Source organism: Paenibacillus sp. 01L418, from assembly GCF_056400045.1.
Genome location: NZ_JBFTSN010000524.1, coordinates 1 through 3,931, shown reverse-complemented (window position 1 = coordinate 3,931; position 3,931 = coordinate 1). Strand labels below are relative to the sequence as shown.

1 protein-coding gene is annotated in these 3,931 nt (G+C 40.8%); it reads right to left on the bottom strand.

The window, feature by feature from the left end; genetic code table 11:
• Positions 1 to 37: 37 nt before the first annotated feature.
• Entirely contained in the window at positions 38 to 3,697 is a 3,660-nt protein-coding gene (locus AC1DSE_RS31910) for an S-layer homology domain-containing protein (protein ID WP_477528810.1), read from the bottom strand.
• Positions 3,698 to 3,931 lie beyond the last annotated feature (234 nt).

Genomic DNA, 3,931 nt, shown 5'->3' with positions numbered 1-3,931 from the left:
CCTTGGTTATACAACACTACAATTATTTTAACTTTACTTATTGTTCAAGCAATTTATCCAACAAGCGAACAATCATCGCAACTGACTCGGCACGGGAAGCAGATTCATTTGGTTTGAACAATCCGCTGCCTTTACCGCTTACGATACCTGCACTAGCAAAAGCATTAATTGGTTCAGAAGCCCAGTTCGTGACTACATCCGAGAACGGATTGGTTGCGCTAGGAACATAGTTCGTCAACCGAGCTAGCATTGCAACGATTTCAGCACGGGAAATTTTTTGATTAGGATGGAAAGAACCATCGCTATAACCTGTAATTATCCCATTAGCCTGTAATGCTGCAATCGCTTCTGAGGCCCAATGCCCCTTGGTGTCAGAGAAGGAAGCACTGTTTGAATTCGTTAAACCAAAAGCTTTTGCAAGCATCGTGGCGAACTCGGCGCGAGTTACATTTTCATTCGGATGGTAAGAACCATCACTATAGCCTTTTACAATCCCCATCTTAGCAGCACGCTCCACTACTAAAGCACTCCACGAAGATGCTGGGACGTCCGTAAATTTTAAAGCAGGAGCAGATTTCTCTTTTTCCACGATAGCCTTAACTACATCCACATCGATCTTGTCGTTGAAGACTGGTTTCGTAATCGTTGGTGTCGATGTTGGCGCCGGCGTTGCTTTTGGTGTTGATGTTGGTGTTGATGTTGGCGTTGGTGTTGGCGTTGGTGTCGGCGTTGGCTCAACTCCCGTTGTTTTCACGACAGTAAACTCATCGATCTTATTACCCGCACTTGTACGTGCTTCCACATGAATCCCGTCCTCAGTAATTTCAATAGCGGAATATACTGGCACGTCCTCATCAAAGATATGTTTCAAATAATTATATTGTGTACCATCATAAAATTTCCAGCCCGATGCACCACCATCAAGATAAACGGTACCTTCATTTGTATCCTTATTGGGCTTACCATCTTGCATTGGATAGGTACGCGCATACACATGATCATGACCTACTAGAACCAAATCAACTTTTTTCTCTTCTAAAATAGGTGCAAAATACGTTTGTGTATACTCAACAAGGGTTTCTCGACCATTTTCTGTATGGTAGGCAGGACGATGGAACATAACGATAGTCCATTTTTTACCATTTTTATTTAAATCTTCTTCGAGCCAAGCTGCTTGATCTATCATTTGTTCCTCTGTACCCTCTGAGTTCAATACGACAAAATGAGTATCATCAACCTCATAAGAGTAAGCATATTGAAGCTGAGATTCTGGTCCGTTCGTTGGGAAATTCGCCCCTTTGGTGAATACTTCTTTCCCTTCACTCTTCACATCATGATTACCCAATGTTAGAGCAGTTGGAATTTTTGTTGCGTAGACCGCAGATGCTTGCCAGAATTTCTGCCATTCTTCAAATGCGCCGCCTACATCAACCATATCTCCACCATGCATAATAAACTGTGTGGATGGATGTTGTTTCAAAGCGTTAGTCATTAGTTCTTGATAGGCTTGTATGCCTTGTGATTGATTCGTATGAGAATCTGTAATAAACAAGAATGAGGTCGGTGTTGATTTATTCTGATCAACTGTCGAATATTCATACCACGCCGACCAATTGCCCTCATAACCTACACGATATTTATAGGCGGTATTTGCTTTCAAACCTTCAATCAGAGCATTATGAAACCGGATTTCACCCTTCGTTCCATTTTCCTTCATACTAAGCACTTGAAGCTCACTCTCAGCTTGATGTTGTTTTACATGTTTGATATCAGGACTTTCTCCTGTTCCCCATTCACTAGCTTCAATGTATTCAAGATAAGTAATGGTTTGGTCTGGCTTTGTTTGCCAAGCAGCGCTCAGCTCAGAAGACATATCTTCTGCCACATAGGTTTGAACATATTGAGGTGCATCTGTACCGTATTGCTCCACGACTTCATAATTGACAACTTTACTGTTCTTATCACCGTTGACCGCTTGAACCTGATAGGTTCCAAGTGCCAATGTAGTTAGGTCTGTCGTTAATTGTCCTTTAGCATCTGTTTTACCAAGGCTGCTGTTCAATAACTGACTGCTAACATCCGATTCAGAAATATAACCTGTTGTTTGACCATCTGCGAAAATAATTTCGAATAATCCATCTTCAGCTTTTGCAGAAGCATAGTAACGTTCACCAGCTTTTGCAACCATTAATACCTCAGAAGACGTATCGTCATCCTCATATACATTAGACGTTACGGTGTTAACGGTAACTACTGAGCTTTGCTTTAATAATCCAATGAAAACAATGTCCGCACCTTCATACGGCTTGCCCACATGGTCTAATACTGTAAATGTAGAAGGCGTGCCTAAACCAACTCCCGTCATTTCCAGCTGATATGGAAATGCGATGGTATAGTGAATAGGAGCAGCGAGTGGTGAGCTAGTCTGAGCTTCGCCAGCTGTAAGATTTGTATTGCTCATGGTTATGGTCTTGTAAGCTTCACCACGCTCCAGCGCGGCATGAGAGCTCACTCTGAAGTTAACCGYAACGGAATTATGGGCTGCTGCTACGTTATTAAGTGCTACTTTAACCATCCCATGCTCATTATCAATATCTGAGGTTAGGGCAACACCAGTCGCCTGAGTAATGCTTTCAACTTGAAGAATACCCTTATCATAATTTAGTGCAAATTCTGCCTGTTCTGCATTCAAATAATCTTTGATACCTACTTGTACAGAGTAGATTTCGTTGCTTATTGCTTCTTTGTTAGCAGTCATGAACAATCGTTCTCCTGCATTCACTGTGAAGGCGAATGTTTTCCCTGACGGGTTACCAACCTTATCCTTCACTTCAATCACAAGCTCATGATAACCGCCATCCACATATTTTCCTGGGTAGGTTAATACCTTTGTATTTTCAGAATAGTCTACTTTATCCGTTATATTCGTTCCATCCAAAAGAACAGATAAGGTATTCAAATCCAAACCTGATCCTTTATCGTCCAGCTCAACCTTCAATGCATCAAGCGGAGCGCTTAACACTTCATTCGGAACAGGGGCTATAGGTTTAATAGTTGGAACTTCTTTATCCTCGTCAAGTTCCTTATAGATAAAGGTAATATCGTCTACCCAAATCGAGCCTTTATTTTTCTTGCTCATATTCGATTGTTTCAATTGGAAAAACAATTCAAGGACGATCGGACCTGGTTTTCCCTGCGGCACATCCGCCTCAATATATTTCCAACCAGACCAGTCTACACCCATTTGATTTACATCATAAAATTCTGCTTGGAATGAAGATCCGCCTTTATCTCTAAATTTTGTCGTTAGCAAATGTCCTTCATTGTTCCCATAAACCCACATCCCTACTTTAGTAGGGTAGCCTGTTACTGGAATATTCCCTGTTTTATACCCGACTTCAATTTGAGAAGGGTTATCTACGATGCCAATCATATCGTAATCAATTCTAGCTGAATATTGTCCATTTCTTACATGCTTCTTGTTGTTCTCCAAGTGCAGCGTAGCATCATACATGCGTTTAGGATTAAATTTCACATCTGAGATTCCATCTTCAAAATCTTCAACGATAACATTTGGCGATGCTTCATCTACTGCAAAGACATGGTTTTTTTGACCAAAACCGCTATGTAGTCCCCCTCCTAGCAGCGTTATAATGGATGCAATTACTATTGTCTTGCGTAATACTTTTGCTCTCATTACGTTTCCTTCTCCCTTAATAAAATGGTTAGTCAATGAGAACTATAACAGTGCATTGTAAAATTAAACCTCCTTAACTATTAAGAAATTTTATTTTTATTCACAAAAATTGTAATTAAGCGTCCTTTCGAGTTTAGCTGTGATGGAAAAAAAGCGAGTAGGAAATACAAAAAAACCCGATCTCATTCGATCGGGTTTTCTATTTCCGCGGAATTAATTCATCGTACTTTCCCC